Here is a 20484-nt window from a genome sequence, read left to right as displayed (position 1 = left end):
CGTTTAATTCATACCCAATTGTCTAATTTAATTTTACTTTTTCTCTGCCTTTTCCTCGGATATTTCCTGAAGAAGACCAAACTTTTTCCCGAAAACGGGCATACGGCACTGAATGCTTTTGTTGTCAATATCTCACTCTCCGCACTTTCGCTTTATTATATCCCGAAGATCACCCTAAGTTATGAAGTGATTTTTCCGGTTGCAGTACCCTGGGTTAATATCTTTCTGGCCATTGTGTTTTTCAGCTTTCTGGGCAAAAAAATGAAATGGCCGAAAATGGTGACCGGTGCTGTGATCATGTGCGCGGGATTTGGAAATACTTCCTTCGTAGGAATTCCTGTTATACAGGCGGTTTTTGGTGAAAGCGGTCTGAAAACGGTCATGCTTGCCGACCAGCCCGGTTCATTTGTTGCACTTTCCACGGTTGGAATCGCAGTAGCGAATTTTTATTCTGGAGGCAAAAGTTCAGTCTCTGAAATCTTAAATAAAATCATCAGATTTCCGCCTTTCATTGCCTTTTCTCTAGCAGTTATTCTTAATGTTTTCAGCATCGAAATTCCCCGTGACCTGGATGACGTTTTCATTAAACTCGGCGCAACAACGGTTCCGCTCGCATTGGTTTCAGTGGGAAGTCAGCTGAAATGGCAAAAACCCGACGGTGATACCAAACCCTTGTTTTGGGGACTTTTATTTAAATTAATTCTCTTTCCGGCATTTATTTTCATTCTTTATTTTGTCATTTTAAAACAAAGCGGAGAAACTGTTGAAATCTCCTTTCTGGAATCAGCAATGGCGCCGATGATTACCGCCAGCATCATCGCTGTTTCCCACAAACTGGAACCCAAACTCTGCAACCTGATGATCGGCATCGGAATTCCGCTTTCCCTGTTTACATTAGCATTTTGGTATTTGGTAATGCGCCTCTGGTTTTGATTTCTAAAACTTTCAGCCACAGCTTATTAAAATTTCTTATCTTAGATCAACCCAAATTCAATTCAGGCTTTGTACTTTTGATTCATCAATTAAATAAAAAAGAAAATGAAAGTAGATATCTGGAGTGACATCCGCTGCCCGTTCTGTTATGTAGGAAAAAAGAAGTTCGAAAAAGCTTTGGAACAGTTCCCTGATGGCGAAAAAATTGAAGTTAACTGGCACAGTTTTCAGCTGGATCCTAACCTGAAAACACAGCCGGAAACCAATCCTTACGAGTATTTCTCGAAAGCGAAAGGCATCCCGGTAACGCAGGCAAAAGCTATGCACGAACATGCTAAAAATGCAGGAAAAGAAGCAGGAATCGATTTTAATTTTGATCATTCCAAAGTAGCCAATTCTTTCAGAGGCCATCTTCTAATTCAGTTGGCGAAGAAGAAAGGTTTAGCAAACGAAATGGAAGAAGCTTTGTTTGAAGCTCAGTTTATCACCGCAAAAAATATCGATGATGAAGCCACTTTACTCGAAATAGGAACATCAGTAGGTTTGGCTGAAGAAGATATTAAAAATGCCCTGCAATCGGATGAAATGGCGCATGAAGTATCTCATGACGGTCTTGTCGCAAGGCAGCTTGGCATCAACGCGGTTCCTTATTTCGTATTTAATGACAAATATGGCGTTTCCGGCGCTCAGCAGCCTGAATTATTCTTAGAAGTTCTTGAAAAGTCCTATTCCGAATTTTCTGCCGGCGACAAAGGCCTGCAAATTATCGGCCAGGGAGAAAGCTGTGATAGAGACGGAAACTGTGATTAATTTTTTTCTTATCTTAGATCAATGTCACTGTAAATCAGCTGCTATATCTTTGCATCAACAATCAATAACAAAATAAAAGAAAGTATTATGAAAAAATTATTATCGATTCTTACCGTATTATTGTTTTCGGTTTCCACTTTTGCCCAATTGGTTTTGAAAAGTGATCCCGCACATTCAAGAATTCAGTTTGCCGTGATTCACCTTGGAATCAACGACATCACAGGAAACTTCGACAAAGCAGCATTAACGATCAATGCAAACCAAAAAAACTTTGTCAACTCAACGCTTACTTTTTCAGCGGATGTACATTCTATCAACACTCACGTTGAAGCAAGAGACAACCACCTGAAAAGTGCAGATTTCTTTGAAGCAGAAAAATTCCCGACCATGGACTTTACCAGTACTTCTTTAACAAAAACAAAAAAGAATTACTACAACCTTAAAGGTAATTTAACGATGCACGGCGTTACAAAACCGGTTTCTCTAACGCTTATCTACAGAGGTTCAACCGTGAACGCAATGAACAAAAAAACAACTTACGGCTACCAGGTTGTAGGAACTTTGAAAAGATCAGACTTCGACTTAGGACCTAAATTCCCTGCACCAATGATCAATGATTTGGTAAGAATAAAAGGTGATTTCGAATTAACAGCAGAATAATAGTTAATAGTTTTTATAGTGGAGACGGAAATTCGGGCAACTGGATTTCCGTTTTTTTTTTATTTTAAACTCCGAAATCTTTTGATAGAGGTTGGCTTGAAAATATACTTTGCAGTAACGGTTTGCGGCGCATTTACATCCAGTTCGTACCAGGGCGAAATACCTGCGTTGGAAGGATTTCTTAAAATATGAATATCCTGAGCCGGCATAAAACTTTCAGCCAAGAGATAAAGGCGTTTTCCCACGCTGTTTCTCGCTGTACCTACAATGATTACAGAATGTCCGGGGCTTCCGGGTTTTATCAGAAAGTCACCGGTTTTAATCTGCGAATTCTGCAGAACAGGATTTGATTCCCGGTCTAAAGAAATGGTTCCTGAATACCTGAAAATAATATTCAGATACGCTCTGAAAGCTGCGTAAGAATCGTCAGTTTTTCCTGTATTAATAAACCGGACACGGTCTTTTACTTCTTTCGTTCGGACTCCTTTTTTAAAATCATTCCACGAAAAAAACTGCCCGCTGGTAAACTCAAAACCAACTTCATCCTCTCTTTCGTGCAGCCAAAGATATTCTGAATACAGCCGCATCCATGCATCCGCGCACTGCTGCAGATCTTTATCTCCTACATCAATTTTAAGAATGGCAACATGACTGAATTGTCTTTCAATGGGAACCGCTTTAAAATCGCGTACCGGAAAACCCGGCGGATGAAGCGGGAAATTAACGAGATATTCACTGAAACTGCCGGATTCTTCTTTCACCCAGAAATAACCTTTCGGCGGCGTAAATCTTGTTCTGATGGTGGATTTGCGTTTGTCAATGATCAACGGTGTGGTGGTTTCCACAACCTGCGAAGAAACAGCTTGAAAATGGAATACCAGGAATACAGCGGCGATATGGTAAAATTTAAACAATCAGGAAGATTTACTCAAAAATACTGATTATTCCAAAATAAACTACGTTTTAATACATATCTGACGGAAAATAGGAACTGAGAAATGTTGCGAGGTACAAAAAAACATCATTATATTTGATTGAATTTATACAATGAAAGGATTTCTCTGTGGTTTTTTGCTGATTACCAGTTTTGTTGCGGTTTCCGCGCAGCAGGACAGTATTTATATCGAAGCTAAAATCGCGGAAAACAAAAGGCAGATTTCTGTAAGCCAGGAGATTACCTATTTCAACAATACCGATTCCCCTTTAGACCAAATCAAATTACTCAACTGGACTGCTGCCTACAAAACCCGGAGCACGCCGCTTCTTTCGCGAAAACTGGAAGACAGAAAAAGTGACATGTACTTTGCAAAACCTGGAGAACTGGGCAATCTCGAGAATTTACAAGTCAAAATTGAAGGCCGCGTGATTTCTGATATAGATGCTTCACAGGAAAATATTTTTATTCCGCTTTCTAAAAAACTGGCACCCGGATACCAAATAAAAATTACACTGCGTTACGTTCTGAATCTGCCTTTGCAGAAATTTACCGGTTACGGAAGTGACGGAAAAAAAATTGCGCTGAAGTACTTTTTTATTGTTCCCGACGGTTTTGAAGACGCCAACCAATATTCAAAAAACTTTATCGACATTGAGGAAAACCAAAGTCCGGGGAATTACTGGAAAGTGAATCTTGATGTCCCTGTAAATTATTTTTCCCAAAGTAACCTGAACGAAATTCAACCCAATTACTTTGAGGGAAAACTCAATAACGATCCTGAATTCTTAATATCCGAAAATCACTATTCGTCAATTTCAACAGTCATTGACGGCGAAAAAATAAATGTAAATTTCGGATACCATCTCACGGAAACCGAAAAAGAAAATCTTGAATTCTATCTTCCGCTTCAGCTCAATTTCATTAAAAACAAGACCGGTTTTCTGCCAAATAAAATATTCATCAGTGAAAAATTCAGGAAAAACGAAGATTTTACAGGTCTTGAAGATGTTAAATTCTGGAAATTCGGTTACCAACTTTTCAGCGAATCGGAAAAAAATGATCTGAACTATTTCAGTATTCTGTCGAAAAACATTGTAGAACAGGCCGCAGTATTCGAAAAAAACAACGATCACTGGCTGATGAACGGTCTGAAAACTTATCTTGAAATTCAGTACATCGAACGGTATTACCAAGACAAAAAACTACTGGGCGAACTTCCTGAAAACATTAATATTTTTGGTTTTAAGCCTCTGAAATTATTCCATGCTTCACAGCTGAAACTTTCGGAAAGGTACGGGCTGGCTTACCAGTATATCATGACGCAAAATCTTGATCAGAAAATTTCCGAGCCTTTTGAAAATCTAAGTAATTACAATGCAAAAGCCATCAGCCATTTCGAAACAGGAAGTCTGTTTTCTTTTATCGCGGAGAAAATGGGAAGCGAAAAATTTGACGATTTTATCATTGAGTATTTAAAAAAGAACAGCCATCAACATGTTAACAAACAGAATTTTCTGGATGAGCTTACTTTAGCTTCAGGATATTCGGGAGATTTTTTCGACCACTTTATCAAAAAGAAAAACCGCGTGAATTTCAAATTGAAAAGGTTCGAAAAAATTGGTGATGAATTTCAGGTAAAAGTTGCAAAAAATACGGAACAGACGATTCCATTTAAAATTGAAACCGAAACAAAATCCGGCGAGGTGAATGAATTCTGGTTTGATACCGATGATTCCAAAGACCCTCAGATTTACAATATTCCACAGTCAAACGCCGAGAAAATCGTGGTTAACAGCGGATATATTTTTCCGGAAAACAACTTCCGCGATAATTACCTTTATGCCAAAGGATTATTCAGGAACACTAAAAAAATAAAATTCAAGCTTTTTAAAGACATTCCTAATCCTGAGTTTAATGAAATTTACCTTAATCCGAGAGTGAACTTTAATGCGTATGACAGAGTTCTTTTGGGTTTAAACTTCAGAAACACCTCTCTTTTCGACCGTAAATTTAATTATTCATTCACTCCTTATTTCAGTACCGGAACAGGAAAACTGACCGGTTCCGGAGGTGTGGCCTACTCTTTTCAGCCGGCAGAAAGTTTTTACAGAAGCCTTGATATTGGGGTTTCTGGTTCTTATTTTCACTATGATTACGATTTGACTTACCGTAAATTTTCGGCATTTGTCAATTTTAATTTTACTAAAAATCCGCGAAGCGATATCGGCAGGAATCTGGGATTTTCCTATAACTTTTTTGATAAAGAACTTACTCCCAAAATGGCTGCTGCAAACGAGTACGCAAAATATAATCTTTGGAATCTGGGTTACAGCTATTCGGACCGGAGCCTGATCCATGAGAAATACCTCAACGGAAACCTTCAGTGGATGGAAGATTTCCAGAAAATATCAGGAGAAGCTTTTTACCGCTGGGAATTTGCGCAGGACAAAAAAATAAGTTTCAGATTTTTTGGAGGCTATTTTATCACGAATAAGACAAAAAATAATCTTTTCGATTATGGAATAGCAAGAGTTTCCAACTACGCGTTTTCTTATGGACTTCTAGGACAAAGTGCGGTCTCAGGCTTACTTTCACAGCAGTTGATTGTGGCGGAAGGCGGCTTTAAATCGCAGGTCGGGAAAACAGCCAATCAATGGATCACTTCCGTAAATGTGGATTCACATGTTTGGCGTTGGTTTAATGTTTATGCTGATGCCGGCGTTTATAAAAACAGATTGCAAAACTCGCATTTTGTCTGGGATTCAGGAGTAAAAGTAAAGGTGATTCCGGATTTTCTGGAAGTGTATTTCCCGCTTCAGAGTTCTTTGGGGTTTGAACCCTCTTTCAAAGATTATGGAAGAAGAATCCGTTTTACTCTGGTACTGAATTTTTCTGCCGTGACCAATTACTTCAGAAGAGGATGGTTCTGATGGAGGATGATTCACTCAGAATTTTTATTCTGACCAGTCACTTTTTAAAATAAAAAAAGCCACTTCTGAGAAGTGGCTTCGTTAATTCTAAAAGAATAATTATTTTTTAATGATTTTCTGAGAAACAGATTTTCCATTAACAACAGCAGTTACAACATACGTACCTTTAGAAAGATCTGAAACGTTAAGTCTAGAATTTTCTGACGCGTCAGCAGTTTTAACAATCTGTCCAGCCATATTTAATACAGATACTTTAGCTGTTTCACCAAAGATGATTTCGTTAGAAACAACTGTATTTTTAACTAAATTAGCTTTAGTAGCCTTAACATCACCAACAGCCAATGTTGCAGAACCTTTGATATCATCTACGAATAATGCATTAGTTGAGCTTTTTTGAAGTTTGATAGAAAAAGTAGGAGTTGCTCCCCAATTAACACCTGTAAGATCTAATGTAACAGTAATCCAATCAGCAGCGTTAATAGATCCTGTATAAGCGTTTGCGCCCGTACCTGTCAAAGTTACGTTGCTTGTTGTACCAGCAGGAACGTTAAAATACTTGCTTCCAGTTGGAGTTCCATCTCCAGCGTTGAAAGAGATTCCACCAGCAACACCTTTCATTTTCAAGGTAATATAATTAATACCTGTTGTGTTCATGTTTTTGCTAGCAGTCATCACATAAATGTTTTGTGTAGTCGCATTGTCAGTGATTTTTAGAGCACCACTTCCGCCAATACCACCATTTACGCTTTGTTCTCCCGATTTAAGAGCGAAACCTAAGCTTGATTCGAACGCAGTCCAGTCATTGAAATCTGACCCTGTGAATAAATTTGTTTGTGCAGATGCAAATACTGCTGCAGAAACCCCTAAAATTGTAAAGATTTTTTTCATAATATAAAATTTAATTTTTTGTTAAAAATTGGATTGCTAAATTACACATTTTTTTGGATTGAAAATAAAAGATTTAAAATTTAACACTAAGTTAATCCCTCCTCAAAGAAACCTAAGACTTCCACCTTTATACCATCAGCGATTACCATTTCCTCCCTTCGTATTTTCTGCTACAAAGTTAATCATTATTATACCCAAATAAAACATGATTCATGTTATGTTTTATTAACAAAAAAAGCCTCCAAAAGGAGGCTTCTATGTTTTTCAGTAAAAAATTATTTTTTGATAATTTTCTGGGAAACTGCTTTACCGTTTACGTTACCTGTAACGATATAAGTGCCTTTTGGTAAAGAAGCAACTTCAAGTGAAGTATTTTCGTTTACAGAAGCAGACTTTACAACCTGTCCGTTCATGTTAACAATCTGTACATCAGCTTTCGCAGCAAATAAAATCGCGTTGTTAACCACTGTGTTTTTTACTAAGTTTGCTTTGATTGCGCTTGCATTGTCTACAGCCATTGTAGCTTCTTCGTAAACGATGTCGATTGAAGTTATGTATGCAGTGTTGCCTACAGCGGATTTGATTGCAAAATAAGTATAATTTGTACCTTCAAAATCTGTTGAGGTCCAGCCTGTAGAACTTGCAGCACCTACTGCTGTTCCTCCGGTAACAGTATAATCCGCTGCTGTACTATTGACCAATCTTGAAGTATTACCACCGCTGAATGCAAAATTTCTTGCTGTTCCAACATAATTAATTGTAACACTTACAATTCTCCCAGGCAAAGCACTAACGTTGTAAAATACCGCGTTGTTTCCCTGTGACTGTATATGTGCTCCAGCCGGACCTGTAACAGGTGTATTTGCTGCAGTACCAGTAATAGCTTTTCCTCCAAAATTAATACTGTTGGTAGCCCAAGTTCTTTCTGCACCACTACCATAATTACTTGTTTGCAAAACTGTAGTACCTCCAATATTAGCGGTATTGATTGTTAAAGTTTTAGTCGTTTGTGCATTTACGCTCACAGCTAAAACTACGGCTGCAAATAAAGAATAGAATTTTTTCATTTTTTAAATATTTAATAATTAATAATTTCTCGGGCAAAACTACAATCTTTTTTACATAAATCATAACAACACTGTTAAATTAGTATTAATTATATAACTGCAATTTTAACGCGTGTTTTTCGTTATTTTTACACCGCTCCCACATAAAGGAACTTTGGCTAAAAAACTGTTATTTTTCATTCTCACTTTATCTGCATTGATTCATGTCAATGCTCAGATTTTCACCTGGAAAAATCCCAATATTCCAGCAGACTCCACCAAGAAAGATTCTGTTGTTGCGGCAAAAATAGACAAGGATGTTTTCTCCAGAGACACTCTTGATTTCATCAGAACCCAAAATAAAATCATCGTCGACGAAGGTGTTCTTGTAAAAAATACGCGCTCCCAAATCCTCGGAGACCTTAATTCCAAAGGCTCCATCATCCGCGGAATTACTTTTGGGAACAACCAGGGACAAAGTGTACAAAGCTCCATGGATCTTCAGATTTCCGGAAAACTTTCGAAAGACGTTTCGGTTCTCGCTTCGATTTCCGATCACAATCTTCCCATTCAGGCCGACGGTTACACGCAAACTCTGGAAGAGTTTGACAAAATTTACATGCAGCTCAATATTAAAGATAAGTCGGTTCTGCGTGCGGGTCATTTAGATTTGCTGGATGAGAACACGTATTTCGGCAGATTTCAGCGGCGAAGCATGGGCATGCAGTTTGAGACCAATTTCGGGAAGGAAAACAAAACGTTCGTCGATCTTTCAGCCGGTGTTGCAAGAAGTGAATTTCACCGCATTCGTTTTCAGGGTGTGGAAGGAAATCAGGGACCTTACCGTCTTACCGGCAAAAACGGCGAGCAGTTTATTACCATCATTTCAGGTTCCGAACAGGTTTTTATCGACGGTATTTTAATGAAGCGCGGCGAAAATCAGGATTATGTCATTAATTATAATACCGGAGAAATTACGTTTACGAGTTTCAGACCAATTTTTAAACAGAATTTTATTACCATTTCCTACAATTACACGAACAGAAATTACACCCGATTTTTGGTAACGGGCGGCATCCGGCATGAAAGGGAAAAAGCGCGGTACGGCTTCAACTGGTTTATGGAAAACGACAATAAAAACGCTCCGCTTTCCCTGAATTTAAGCAAGGATGATCAGCAGATTTTAGCCAATGCGGGCAACAATCCAGATTTGATGTATGCGCCGTCCGGGACGGTTACTGAATATGATGTGAATAAAATTCTTTACCAGTTAATTCAAGATCCGAACGGGAATTACTATGAATTTTCAACGGATCAGACAGAAACTTTATATCAGGTGGCGTTCACGTATTTTGGCCAGAATCTGGGTGATTACCGAATCAAACAAACTACCAACAACGGTCGCGTTTTCGAGTATGTTGGCAACAATATGGGCGAATACAAAGCTGTCCGGAAACTGCCTTCGCCACAGAAAACCCAGGTTTTTTCTGCTAATTCTGAATTTTTGCTGAAGGACGGAAAGATCGGTGCTGATGTTTCGCTGAGTAATTTTGATGTGAATCTGTTTTCATCGAAAGATTCCAATCAAAATATTGGGTATGCAGGACGTGTGTTCGGGAATAAAATGTTTACTACAAACAACTGGAAAGGTACTCCGAGTTTTGAATTCCAGCATATCAATTCGCAGTTTCATATTCTGGACAGAATTAATGATGTCGAATTTTCCCGCGATTTCAATTTGGCGCAGGAATTCAATCAGATTACGCAAAACCGTTTTATTTTCAGCTTTTTGAATCAATGGAACAATTCTTCATTTTTAAATTATAAAATCAATTATCTGGACGAAAAAGATTCTTATAGCGGAATTAAAAATGATCTGGATTTTGGCTGGATTAAAGGAAAGTTTAACACCAAAGGAAATTTTTCTTATCTCGATACGAAAGCAGTTTTTCAGGATACGAAGTTTGTAAGAAGCGGAGTAATTTCTGAATATTCTACCGAAAAAGGAAGCTGGGCGATTGGCGGAAGTATGGAGCATAACGTGAAAAACTTCAATGAAACCAATCAGCTTGATGTGACAAGTTTCAGCTGGAAAGAAGTTTTCATTCAGAAAAAAATCAGTGATTCTGCACGCACAAAACTGCTCACAAGAATGTATTTCCGCGATAACGATTCCGTGCGTAATAATTCTTTGGAAAACATGAACCATATTTTGGGAATCATGGCAGAAAGCCAAATCATTAAAACCGAGAAGACCACTTTGAATGCCCTTATTCACTACCGGAAATTTTATTATCAGAATCAGGAAGTGTCTGACAATCTTAATCAGGACTTTGTGGTCGGAAATATTCTTTATAACCAGCAGCTTTTCCGAAACGGAATGCGTTTACAGGCTTTTTATGAACTTGGAAACGGACAGGAAGCGCAAAGGGAATTTCAGTACATCAAAGTGACCGACGGACAGGGCGTTTACAAATGGACCGATTATAACGGTGACGGAATACAGCAGCTTGATGAATTTGAAATCGCTGAATATGCAGATTTGGCGCAATACATCAGGGTTTATACGAATACGGTAAATTATATTCCGTCGAATAAAAACAAAATGCAGCTGGCGTTATTTGTAAACCCATCAGTGGTTTTCAATTCTGAAAATCAGTTTTTGAAGCGCTGGAATTTTAATATTTCATTGAATTCCCAGAATTCCTTTTATAAAAGAGAAAGAGTTTTGGTATTGAATCCTTTTGAAAAAAATGAAGACCAAATTCTGAAAAACCAGAACTTTCTGGCTTCCGCACAGTTTAATCCGACAGAAAAATCGGGCTGGAACGGGAATTACCGTTTTATTGCGAATGACAATTTAATCAATGCCAATTTCAGCAATGAAGAGCGTTCGCAGACATCCAATTTCCTGAATTTAGGATATTGGTTCAGCAAAGATTTCCGTGTCGACTGGGAAAATTCGCTTCACCATATTGAAAATGCGTCGCAGCTTTTCAGTTCGCGGGATTATGTTCTGAATAATTTCGAAACCAAACCGAAAGCGACTTATAAATTCACAGAAGCGATTCAGGCAGAACTTTCTTCGGCTTTAAGGCAGAAAAAAAGAGCGGATGGCGAAGAATTCCTGAAAACCTTCGACCTTACCGGAAGTCTGCAGTGGGAAAGAAGAAAAACTTCTGTGCGTGGGAATTTTTCATTCATCAATAATGATTTTACGGGAAACAATTTTTCAATTGTCGGGAACCAGATGCTGGACGGTTTGAAGCCGGGGAAAAACCAGGTTTGGTCGGTTTTTTTACAACAGTCCATCAATTCTTTTATTCAGTTGAATGTGAATTATGAAGGCAGAAATTCGGGAGATAGAACCATTCACATCGGATCGATGCAGGTGAAAGCGAGTTTTTAATTAGAAGGCTGGCCGAGGATTTACCGGATGAATAAAAAATGAGAGCGGTAACTTATTCTTTTCTATAAAAATATCTGCGAAAGGAATCCTTCTCATTAAGACATAAAAAAGTCCGGCCAAAGGCCGGACTTCAATTATTGTACTGTGTTTGATTATTTTTTGATAATTTTTACAGTGTGTACATCTTTACCTGATTTTACAGTGATAATGTACATTCCAGGAGTCATGCTTCTCATATCAACAGTTCCGGAATTTGCGTTCCATGTTTTTGATGATATTTTCTGACCTGTTACGTTATACACTTCAACTGACTCGATTTTGGATGAGTTGTTGATGTTTACGTAATCTACAACCGGATTCGGATAAATTTTAACACCTGCTTTCACATTTTCAGTTGCTGCAGTAGCAATACTAAATTCATCAGCTCCCATATCTGGGGTTGTAGCACTTCTTGCATCACCGTCGATATCGATCGTTACTTCAGCAAGCGCTGTTCCTTTATTATCCAGAGCAGTATTTGCAATGGTAAGGTGAAGGTCAGTTGGAGACATAAATTCAGGTAATACATTCAGTGAGTTAACATCTTTACCTGTTGCGGTCTGCCAGTCTGCTAATGTAGCTCTTGCAGAACCACCTAAATAGCCCACACTTCCTGTACTGTAATAATCATTATTATCGATATTACTGAACACGGTGTTCGGTACCGCGCTATATACCGCATATCTGGTAGAAGTGGTTTGAGAGTTTACCAAGATATTATTTCTAAGATCAATAGCTCCCGCTCCAGTAATAGAAGACGGCACATTGATAGCAGCTGTCATACCTGGTATAGTTTGGTTTGTGGCCATGTTAATGGTATTGTTATAAATTTTATAACCTGTACTTACTCCATTGAACGTAATACCTACTCCATTATCCAGATACGAAGTACCATTGTAACCATAATTTGCAACATCTGAAATGAAGTTGTTCATAACATTCACTCCTCCATTGGCTGCAACTGAATATCCATTAAGATAAATTCCTACTGAAGCATAACCTCCGGAATTTGAATTCTTAATATTGGTTATTTTATTTCTGGTTAAAGAAACTCCACTGGTAGAAACGGTTGCTGACGAACCCAATAACTGGATTCCCGCAACTATACTGGTAGAAGCCGAAGAAACATTAGTAATACTGTTATTATCAATACTATTATTGGTGTTTAATTTATAACCGCCATTGGTACTTGATACCAGAATTCCTACTGCACCGCTTCCAGCAGCTGCACCAGAGTTAATGTTAGAAATTGTGTTTCCACTCACCACACTGTTTACCGCTCCTGTTGCTAACCAAATACCTCTTCTCGCGTAAGCACCTGTTGCATTAAAGTTTCCAATAGTGTTGTTTTGAATTACTGCACCATCAAGACCCTGTCCATAAATACCCGCCAAAGCTATAGCATCAGCACCTGCAGTTGACAGATCGTTGTCGCTTACCGTAATTCCTCCGTTACCCGCTACAGCAGCGGATGCAGCGTAAACAGCCATATAAGCTTTCTTAATGACGTTATTTTTAATTGTAATATTATTGAAATACCCAGCTGTAGCAGCAAGAGCATTGTCATGAATTACAACGGCTGTTGAAGTATTGATACCATTGGTTATGATGGTATTTTTAAGGGTATTGTTACTCATTGTAGCTGTACCTACACTTCCGAATCTTACCACCTGTGGTGCAGTAACACTAAGATTGGTTATCGAAAGACTTCTGTCTGTACCACCAGAAAGCGAACCGTCGATAGTGACACCACTTGCTCCAGCTGTTCTGATCAAAGCGTTCGAAGCCATTGTACCGGAAATTACCCTTGCAGCTCCGCTTGGCTTAATGGTTACTGTATATCCGCCAACAATTGGATTAAGCGGATTTGCTCCCGTTTCGGCTGTTAAATCTTCAGTAATATCGAATGTAACATTGCCTGTAGCTCCCGAAAGGTTAAGTTCGTCAAATACACCGCCTGGGTTTGTCAATGAAGCATAATCACCAGTTGAACCTACGGTATAAGTTCCGGCTAATGAAGCTTTGAATTCATCAGCTCCCATATCAGGTTTAGTAGCACTTCTTGCTGCACCGTCGATATCAACAGTAACATCCAAAAGCGGAGTTCCTTTGTTATCCAGCGCACTGTTAGCAGCGGTCATATGGAGATCTGTTCCCGAAGTAAACACAGGAGTAACATTCAGTGATTTCAGATTACTTCCAAAACCGGCCTGAATTGCCGCTAAGTTGGATCTGGCAGAACCAATAAATCCTAAGTTAGCACCTGTAGTAGAATAGTTGTTAAAATCAATTTTAGCAAAAGCAGTGTTAGCGGCTCCGGAATAAATTGCATAACGCTCCCCAGATGTAGTCTGGTTATTGGCAAGAATATTATTTCTTACATCTACCGCACCAGCAGTTACTGTACTGAGAATATTCAGTGCTGCAGGTCTTCCTGCTACTGTCTGATTGGTGTTCAGTGACACTGTATTGTTGTAGATTTTAATATCTGTTCCTGCTCCTCCGACTGCGATTCCCAGACCGTTATCCCCCACACCTCCAAGAGAAGGGTAACCATAACTGTAAATATTGCTTACAAAGTTATTGGAGATTAAAACGTTTGTGGATCCTGTTGCAGCGTTGGAATAAATTCCATTAGAACCATAACCGCCTGTATTCGTATTGCTTACATCATTTATCTGGTTACCGGTTACGGTAATATTGTTAATTGTAGCACCTACGAGAATACCCGAGGAGGTAGATGTAGAAGAAGTACTTACTCCATTGATCATATTTCCGCTAATCATCACATTTTTGGCATTCTGCACGGCAATACCCCTGAAACCCATTCTTTCCAGAGGATTTGATGAACCTATGGTATTATCTTTAATAACCGCTCCATCATCCTGATTGGTTGCCAACCCGATGACAAACATTGCATTTTGAGCTCTGTTAAAGGTATTACTCTCCACTTTCAGATAATTATTTGGAATTGTTCCCGCTCCACCTAAAGTTGGACCTGAAACCAAGACACCCGCAATAGTATTGGAAGGGTCAAAACCCAAAAATTTGATATTCTTCAGTGTTACGTAATCAGCACCATCCGTAGCAGTACTGGCTACCCAAGCTAAAACAGGTAGATCGGCACCATTTGGATAGGTGTTATTCAGTACTAAGTTATCACTTCCGCTGCCATTGTTACTTCCATCTACAGTAACATAATCAGCACCGTTAATTTTCAAAAGAACAGGAGCTGAGCCGGAAATGGTTGCATCCACTCCTGCCGCAGGCTTAATAGTTAATGTGTTGGTGGCACTGGAACCAGCATTCGCGTTGATAACAATAGGAAAAGTTTCAGATGGATAAGTGGAATCCAACAAACTGAATGTTACCGGGCCGGTAATCGGCGAAGCATTAAAACTGGCTACAGCAGCAGAAAGCGTCGTAAAGTTACCGCCAACTCCAACTGTATAAACTCCATTCAAAGCAGGAACTCCTTTTGATGTTGTTTTTATTACCGGAGAAGGCGTCATTTTCAGCGCAGCCTGATTGTACTGCTCGTTATAACTCAGCTTTGCTAAAGCCAATGGATTTTCAGCAGCACGCAAATTTTGAGCATGTGACAAAGTGAAGGCTGACCCCAACAAAAAGAAGGATAATGCAATCTTCAGAGGGGATCTGAAATACGTCATATCTAACGAATTTTCAGAAACATTGTAGTTTTCTCTCATAAGGTTTGTTATTTATATTAAACTGTTACCAAATTTAAACAAACATTATTAATAACAAAATTTATTTGAATATATTTTTGATAAAAAACAGATTATATTAATAAGAAATCTTTAAAACATCCTTCCTGTCGGGAAAATCTAAATAAAAAAACTCCTGAAACAGAAGTTTGATTACTGAAGAATTAAATGACTCACACAAAACATATCATTAATCCTCATATATTATATATTTAATCCTGATTTTTTCAAAATCCTCCAAGCCCTTTTTCCAGGAATCTTTAATTTCTTCGGGAGAATTTCCGGCGATGATCTGTTTTCTCAGCTCATCACTTCCCGCCAACTTATCGAAGAAAAGGTTTTTCAAAAAGAAATCCTGAGTTGGATTTTTATAGTTTTTATAAGCATTCAAAAGCCATTCGATGTTAAGGTCTCTTAGATCTGCTGGATAATTTGAAAGATTCTCCCCATAACATAATTTACCGTTCAGGAAAGGATCTTTAGCTCCGAAATTGGGTTTAGGAGTGAACTGATAAGGCATATTTTTCGTCCATGGACTGCCATAAATCTGAAACGGCAAATCTGTTCCGCGGCCTACTGAAACCTGAGTTCCTTCAAAGAAACATAAACTCGGGTAAAGGTTGATTGCTTTATCGTTCGGCAAATTCGGTGAAGGCTTGTCGGACACCCCATAGCGCTGCTTTTTATGGTAACCTAACATGGGAATTAAAGTATATTTTGCCTGAACTCCGTTTTTCAGCCATTCTTCTCCATTCACCATTTTTCCGTACTCGCCCATCGTCAAGCCATAAACTACAGGAATATTATGCATTCCGATAAAGCTTTTCCACTGGTCTTTGAGAACCGGGCCGTCAGTATAACCGTCGTGGGGATTTGGTCGGTCCAGAAGCATCACTTCTACTCCATTTTCAGCGCCCGCTTCCATCACATAGGTTAAAGTTGAAATATAAGTATAAAACCGAACACCTACATCCTGAATATCAAAAAGAACGATATCTACACCTTTCAGCTGTTCAGCTTTGGGTTTTTTATTGTCGCCATAAAGAGAAACAATCGGGATTCCGGTTTTGGCATCTACGCCGTTTTTCACGTGTTCGCCGGCATCAGCATCACCTCGGAAGCCGTGTTCCGGGGCAAAAATGGTTTTAATTTTAATATGATTCTGCACCAGAAAATCTACCAGAAAGGTTCTGTCTTTCATCAGTCCGGTTTGGTTGGTGACCACCGCGATGGTTTTGTTTTTGAGCAGAGGAAGGTAAAGTTCGGGTCGGTCGGCGCCGGTTTTAAAACAGTTTTTATCAATGTTTTGGGCAAAATTCATTTGGCAAACACCAAAATAAATTAGCACAATAAGAAGTAAATCTTTAATTTTGGCAGTTAAAATCATCCGCTTGAAATTTCCGTTATATTTTTCTAAAAAAATTGCTTTTTCCAAAGATAACAAAAATAATCTTTCACGGATTATTGTGTTTATTGGCAGGCTTTCTGTGGCTTTGGGCGTTATCGTTTCGCTGATCACGGTTTCTACGGGTCTCGGATCCAAAAGAGCAATTAAAGAAAGAATGGCCGATTTTTCGGGACATATTTCCATTAAATCAAAACAATCCAACAATTCCTATAATTCCTCAGTTCTGAGTAATGAAGGACTTCAGCTAAAAAAAATCGGCGAACTTCCGGATGTGGCCAGTACGCAGAAATACATTGCTGTAAGCGGAATTCTGCGCAATGAACATAATTTTTCAGGGATTATTTTTAAAGGTGTCGGTAAAGATTTCGATTCTGCGAGATTCAGGAAGTTTTTAGTCGCCGGGAAAATTCCCGCTTTCACGGAAAAGGGCTTTAACAGTGACATCTGTATTTCACAAAAGATCGCCAATGACCTTCACCTGAATGTAAAGGACAGCATCGTAGCGATTTTTTCCAAAGAAAATCAGAGCCCGCTTTACCGGAAATTTGAGGTAGTGGGAATTTATAAAACCGACATCAAAATGATTGATGACCTGTTTATCATTGGAGGAATCAATCACGCACGTAAAATTCAGGGAATGAAAGCTTCCGAAATCGGCGGAATTGACGTTTTTCTTAAAGACATTAATTACATTGACGAAGACGCTCCAAGAATAGACGAATTGGCAGGTTACAAAAACTACACCGTAAAGGCAACCGACGAATATCCACAGATTATGGACTTTATCGCGATTTTCGACACGAATATTGCGCTCATCATCTTCATCATGCTGGTTGTCGTGATTATTAATATTGTGATGGTGCTTTTAATTTTAATTATAGAAAGAACAAACTCCATCGGAATGCTGAAAACTTTGGGCGCCACGAACGGACAGATCCGGACGATTTTTATTAATTATACCTTAATGATCATGATTCCGGGATTAATTTTCGGAAACCTTATCGGCCTTGGATTTCTACTGATTCAGAAATATTTTGGAGTGATTAAACTCAATCCCGAAAACTATTACCTGAGCACGGTTCCGGTTGACATCAATATTTTCTATATTCTTTCCATCTCTCTCGGAATTCTTGCTGTATCGGCCGTTGCACTTATTCTGCCGAGTTATCTGATCAGTAAAATTTCTCCTGTAAAAGCGATTAAGTATAATTAAAAGCAGGAAACAGAGAAAGTAAAAGAATCGCTACTTTTGTAGCTCCTAAAAATTAAAAATTTTATAATGAAATACGCTAAAAATATCCTCGAAACTATTGGAAATACACCGCTTGTTAAGCTAAACAAAGTTTTAGGAGAAGATTTTCCGGCTTTGGTTTTTGCAAAAGTGGAGACTTTCAATCCCGGAAATTCAGTGAAAGACAGAATGGCCGTAAAAATGATCGAAGATGCTGAAAAAGACGGCAGACTGAAGCCCGGCGGAACGATTATCGAAGGTACTTCCGGAAATACGGGAATGGGACTTGCTCTTGCAGCAATCGTTAAAGGTTACAAATGTATTTTCGTAACCAACTCAAAACAGTCGAAAGAAAAATGTGATATCCTAAGAGCTGTGGGTGCTGAAGTAATCGTTTGTCCTACGGATGTAAAACCTACCGATCCGCGGTCCTATTATTCCGTTTCCAAGAGATTGGCGGCTGAAACCGAAAACGGCTGGTATGTCAATCAGTATGATAATTTATCAAACCGACAGGCGCATTATGAGCAGACTGCTCCGGAAATCTGGGAACAGACCGAAGGAAAACTGACGCATTTCGTTGCTGGTGCAGGAACAGGCGGAACTGTTACAGGATGCGGAAAATTCTTTAAAGAGAAAAACCCTGATATAAAAGTGATCGGAGTAGATACCTACGGGTCTATTTTAAAAGAATTTCACGAAACCGGCGAAATTCATTACGATCACGCTTATACTTACGTTACAGAAGGAATCGGAGAAGATATTATTCCCGAAAACTACGATATGTCTGTGATTGATCATTTCGAAAAAGTAACCGATAAAGACGGCGCCATTTACGCCCGTAAACTTGCAAAAGAAGAAGGTATTTTCTGCGGATATTCTGCGGGAAGTGCGATCGCTGCTTTAGTTCAGATGAAAGATCAGTTCACAAAAGACGATGTTATTGTTGTTTTGCTTCACGATCACGGTTCGCGTTATGTAGGAAAAATCTACAATGATGAGTGGATGCAGGAAATGGGTTGGTTATAATATCAATTAAGCACAACTAAAAAATCCGTCTCAAAACTGAGGCGGATTTTTTATTGAACCCAATTGCCGAAACAACTTCGGTTGTAAATCTTTTTAAGTTAGGAGATAATTTCACTAAGCCTTTCCGTCAGATTTCTTCGGGAAAACTTTTCAATATTTTGAGTGTCTGAAGTAATTAAACCCAATTTCCAGTTCTTATATTTCTCCAAAATAAATAACTTCAAATATTCCGAATCTTCATAAGAAAAATGTTTTCCGGCGTTGGTTTCCTCCAGAATTTTCTTTACGTCACTGTCTTTCGGACCAAAAGAAACAATCGGTTTTCCGGTAGCCAAATATTCGAAAATCTTCCCGGGAATTATTCCTTTGGAACTTTCATTTGGAAAATTCGTCATCAAAAGCAAATCGGAAGACTGCATTTCAATATTCGCTTCAGAATGTGCTAAATATCCTAAATTTTTGACCGAATTTTTAAGTACGGAACTTTCTATCTCAGCAAGAATTTTATCGTCAATTCTGCCGACAAACTTCAGTTCGAAATCATTTTTAAAATCAGCATTCTCATGAATAAGTTCACTTAAAACCTGCCAAAGAACTGCGGGATTTCTCAGCTGCTCTAAAACTCCAATATAACTCAAGGTGAATTTTTGTTTTTTGCTCCCGCTAATCTGAATTTCCGAATCCACTTGATCAAAACCGTTGGTAATACAAAATGCGTTCGCACCTTTCTTCCGGAAATTTTCAGCATCGCTGTAGCTTGTGGCTAACGTAATATCAGCGGTTTCAAAAACTTTCTGTTCCAGATCCCTGTGCTTCTGATCTGAAGATTTGGTCAGTTTTAAATGCTTGTAATAGGAAATTTCGGTCCAGGGATCGCGAAAATCAGCAATCCATTTCAGATCCGGAAATTCTTTCTTCAGCTCCAGACCAATCAAATGCATCGAATGCGGCGGACCAGTCGTTACAAACGCATCGAAATGATTCTCCTTTAAATATTCTTTCAGAAATTTTGCCGAAGGCTTCACCCAAAATACCCGCGCATCAGGAATAAAAAAGTTGCCGCGTACCCAAACCGAAAGTCTGGATTTCCAGGTTTGGTTTTTACCGACATCAAACTGGCCGGCTTTGAATTTTTTATTGTCTTTCCCAAAAAATTCCGCGATTTGGTAAGGCTCCCAAATCTTGGTTTTAATTACATCCAAATCTTTGGAAACCTCCTGAGCAAGCGTTTCATCAATAATCGGATAACTCGGATTTTTGGGAATAAAAACGGTAGGCTTCCACCCGAAATCCGGAAGATATTTTACAAATTTCAACCACCTCTGAACTCCCGGTCCGCCTGCAGGCGGCCAGTAATAGGTGATAATTAAGATTTTTTTATTTTCCATTGAGGTTTTACCGCAAAAGTGACAAAAGATTTTATTGTGACTCAGTTA

The 20484-nt window shown here is 38.8% G+C and carries 13 protein-coding genes; 7 read left to right on the top strand and 6 right to left on the bottom strand.

What is annotated here, in order from left to right; all coding sequences use genetic code 11:
- Window positions 1-18: 18 nt before the first annotated feature.
- The 3 genes from KSK37_RS01000 to KSK37_RS00990 all read left to right on the top strand — a co-directional run bounded on the left by KSK37_RS01000 (window position 19) and on the right by KSK37_RS00990 (window position 2403).
- Window positions 19-933 carry an AEC family transporter gene (locus KSK37_RS01000; RefSeq protein ID WP_217198917.1) on the top strand — a complete coding sequence of 305 codons (915 nt, stop codon included), beginning with the start codon at window positions 19-21 and terminating at the stop codon, window positions 931-933.
- A 105-nt stretch (window positions 934-1038) separates the two neighbouring features.
- Window positions 1039-1743 (top strand): DsbA family oxidoreductase, encoded by a 705-nt coding sequence (locus KSK37_RS00995; RefSeq protein ID WP_217198914.1) that lies wholly within the window; start codon window positions 1039-1041, stop codon window positions 1741-1743.
- Between the two features lie 87 nt (window positions 1744-1830).
- Complete coding sequence (locus KSK37_RS00990; protein WP_217198912.1) at window positions 1831-2403, top strand: YceI family protein; 573 nt, start codon at window positions 1831-1833, stop codon at window positions 2401-2403.
- Between the two features lie 59 nt (window positions 2404-2462).
- On the opposite strand, the gene KSK37_RS00985 is transcribed toward KSK37_RS00990, so the two are convergent.
- On the bottom strand, window positions 2463-3317 hold the full coding sequence (locus KSK37_RS00985; protein WP_088358365.1) for a DUF4846 domain-containing protein: 855 nt from the start codon (window positions 3315-3317) through the stop codon (window positions 2463-2465).
- Window positions 3318-3450: 133 nt separating this feature from the next.
- On the opposite strand from KSK37_RS00985, the gene KSK37_RS00980 reads away from it, so the two are divergent.
- Window positions 3451-6270 carry a gluzincin family metallopeptidase gene (locus KSK37_RS00980; RefSeq protein WP_217198911.1) on the top strand — a complete coding sequence of 940 codons (2820 nt, stop codon included), beginning with the start codon at window positions 3451-3453 and terminating at the stop codon, window positions 6268-6270.
- A gap of 99 nt (window positions 6271-6369) precedes the next feature.
- Here the strand turns inward: KSK37_RS00980 and KSK37_RS00975 are convergent, their stop codons facing one another.
- Both KSK37_RS00975 and KSK37_RS00970 read right to left on the bottom strand, forming a co-directional pair.
- A complete protein-coding gene (locus KSK37_RS00975; protein ID WP_088358366.1) occupies window positions 6370-7158 on the bottom strand; it encodes a T9SS type A sorting domain-containing protein in 789 nt (262 codons plus the stop codon).
- Window positions 7159-7433: 275 nt separating this feature from the next.
- The gene (locus KSK37_RS00970) at window positions 7434-8225 is read right to left on the bottom strand and encodes a T9SS type A sorting domain-containing protein (protein WP_217198910.1); all 792 of its coding nucleotides are present in this window, start codon (window positions 8223-8225) and stop codon (window positions 7434-7436) included.
- A gap of 154 nt (window positions 8226-8379) precedes the next feature.
- On the opposite strand from KSK37_RS00970, the gene KSK37_RS00965 reads away from it, so the two are divergent.
- The gene (locus KSK37_RS00965; protein ID WP_246566144.1) at window positions 8380-11613 is read left to right on the top strand and encodes a hypothetical protein; all 3234 of its coding nucleotides are present in this window, start codon (window positions 8380-8382) and stop codon (window positions 11611-11613) included.
- Window positions 11614-11765: 152 nt separating this feature from the next.
- Here the strand turns inward: KSK37_RS00965 and KSK37_RS00960 are convergent, their stop codons facing one another.
- Window positions 11766-15362 (bottom strand): T9SS type A sorting domain-containing protein, encoded by a 3597-nt coding sequence (locus tag KSK37_RS00960; RefSeq protein ID WP_217198909.1) that lies wholly within the window; start codon window positions 15360-15362, stop codon window positions 11766-11768.
- A 208-nt stretch (window positions 15363-15570) separates the two neighbouring features.
- Window positions 15571-16767, bottom strand: a complete 1197-nt coding sequence (locus KSK37_RS00955; RefSeq protein WP_217198908.1) for an exo-beta-N-acetylmuramidase NamZ family protein — start codon at window positions 16765-16767, stop codon at window positions 15571-15573.
- Window positions 16768-16771: 4 nt separating this feature from the next.
- Here KSK37_RS00955 and KSK37_RS00950 point away from each other — a divergent pair, with 4 nt between their 5' ends.
- Both KSK37_RS00950 and KSK37_RS00945 read left to right on the top strand, forming a co-directional pair.
- On the top strand, window positions 16772-18001 hold the full coding sequence (locus tag KSK37_RS00950) for an ABC transporter permease (RefSeq protein WP_217198907.1): 1230 nt from the start codon (window positions 16772-16774) through the stop codon (window positions 17999-18001).
- 66 nt (window positions 18002-18067) lie between these two features.
- The gene (locus KSK37_RS00945; RefSeq protein WP_217198906.1) at window positions 18068-19048 is read left to right on the top strand and encodes a PLP-dependent cysteine synthase family protein; all 981 of its coding nucleotides are present in this window, start codon (window positions 18068-18070) and stop codon (window positions 19046-19048) included.
- 98 nt (window positions 19049-19146) lie between these two features.
- Here KSK37_RS00945 and KSK37_RS00940 read toward each other — a convergent pair whose 3' ends face one another.
- Window positions 19147-20436: a glycosyltransferase gene (locus tag KSK37_RS00940; RefSeq protein WP_217198905.1), complete on the bottom strand. Its 1290-nt coding sequence runs from the start codon at window positions 20434-20436 to the stop codon at window positions 19147-19149.
- Window positions 20437-20484 lie beyond the last annotated feature (48 nt).

The sequence above is a fragment of the Kaistella soli genome (genome assembly GCF_019038595.1).
GTDB classification, from domain to species: Bacteria; Bacteroidota; Bacteroidia; order Flavobacteriales; family Weeksellaceae; genus Kaistella; species Kaistella soli.
This window is presented reverse-complemented; position numbering and strand designations above follow the sequence as displayed.